Genomic DNA, 1,252 nt, shown 5'->3' on the forward strand with positions numbered 1-1,252 from the left:
TGTTACCAAACGGTTTTTTATTCAGAACTTTTCGGTTTTTGTGTTTCCGTACAGTTCCATTAAATATTCAAATGCTTTTGTTAATCGAGGTCTTAAATTTTCTTCATCGATTGATTTATCTAACATGAATGCAATATTTTCTTTTTTAGACCAATTATCATCTCCTTTAGTAATTAGAATTGCTTCTTCACTATTTTTGATTTTAACTTCTAGCCAATAATTACTTTGCTTTTCGATAAATTCTATATTGTTGATTTTATTAAGAGGAATAAAAAAAGCACGAGTAAAACCCCAAGGTTTTGTTGTTTCTTGAATGTGAGTTCCTACTAAATAATAATTACCCTTAATCTCTTTAACACCGTCAAAATATTGAACTTGTTTTGTTCCGTCAGATTCAAATTGATGCTCAACGAATTTACTATTTATCCATTCGATAGTTTCTTGCGTTTCAGTTTCTCGGTCAACAGTTTCGTTCACTTTTTTAATTCCGATGTCGTTGATAATTAAGTAATTATTTTCAATCGAAATCTTTCCTAGTTTGCTTAAAGCTGTCATTCCTAATAGTAATGGTGCGTTTTGCTCGTGAACAACTGTTGCTGTAACATTCCGTATTTCAAGTCCTTCGATTTCTATCTTTCTCAAAATGATTTCTGTTCCTTCTTTAATTTCTCCGTTGGCGATTTGATAATTTACAGATTCTTTTATGTCGCCTTGTTTAAGAAGTCCTTGTTTTGAAAGAAATAAAGCCTCTGTGATTGATATTGTTACGTTAGTTGCTCCTGTGTCAAATATAAATTCCATTGGAATTCCATTGACTTTACAAGGAACTTTATAAACTCCATTAACTTTATCTAATTTAATAGTTACTTGAGAGCTTATATTTAAACTTAATAGGAAAGCAAATAAAAGAAGTAAGTTTTTTTTCATTTTTTATTGTTCTTGTAATAGTGTTTTAAAATGCTCAATATCTGTTGAAGTCCAAAAAGTTCCGTAACTGCTTCTATGAACTGCAACTATTTGAAAATCTATATCTGTATCTTCTGTCAAGTCTTTGAAAAGATTATCATTTTCCCATAGTTTGTACCAATCAATTTCAAGATTATTTTCTCGAAAATATTTAATTGGTAATATAAAAAAGCGATGAATCGGAAATCCATTTTTCGTATTCGATTGGTTTTCTAATCGTTTTAATTTTTCTAACAAATCGTTAGCTTCAAGTATTTTCATAGTTTTCTTCAACTGTTTGGTAACG

Annotated in this window: 2 protein-coding genes; both read right to left on the reverse strand. The window is 29.4% G+C overall.

The genetic code is table 11. The annotated features are described in order from the left end of the window. Nucleotides 1-21: 21 nt before the first annotated feature. A complete protein-coding gene (locus tag ES674_RS15315) occupies nt 22-927 on the reverse strand; it encodes a retropepsin-like aspartic protease family protein (protein ID WP_148405526.1) in 906 nt (301 codons plus the stop codon). Nucleotides 928-930: 3 nt separating this feature from the next. After that, nucleotides 931-1,252: hypothetical protein (locus ES674_RS15320; protein ID WP_211359313.1), on the reverse strand; the 322-nt coding region annotated here is incomplete at its 5' end.

It is taken from the genome of Bizionia myxarmorum, assembly GCF_008086205.1.
GTDB classification, from domain to species: Bacteria; Bacteroidota; Bacteroidia; order Flavobacteriales; family Flavobacteriaceae; genus Algorimicrobium; species Algorimicrobium myxarmorum.

Coding starts and splice junctions, on each gene's coding strand:
- ES674_RS15315 (WP_148405526.1), bottom strand. CDS start 927: ATGAAAAAAAACTTACTTCTTTTATTTGCTTTCCTATTAAGTTTAAAT.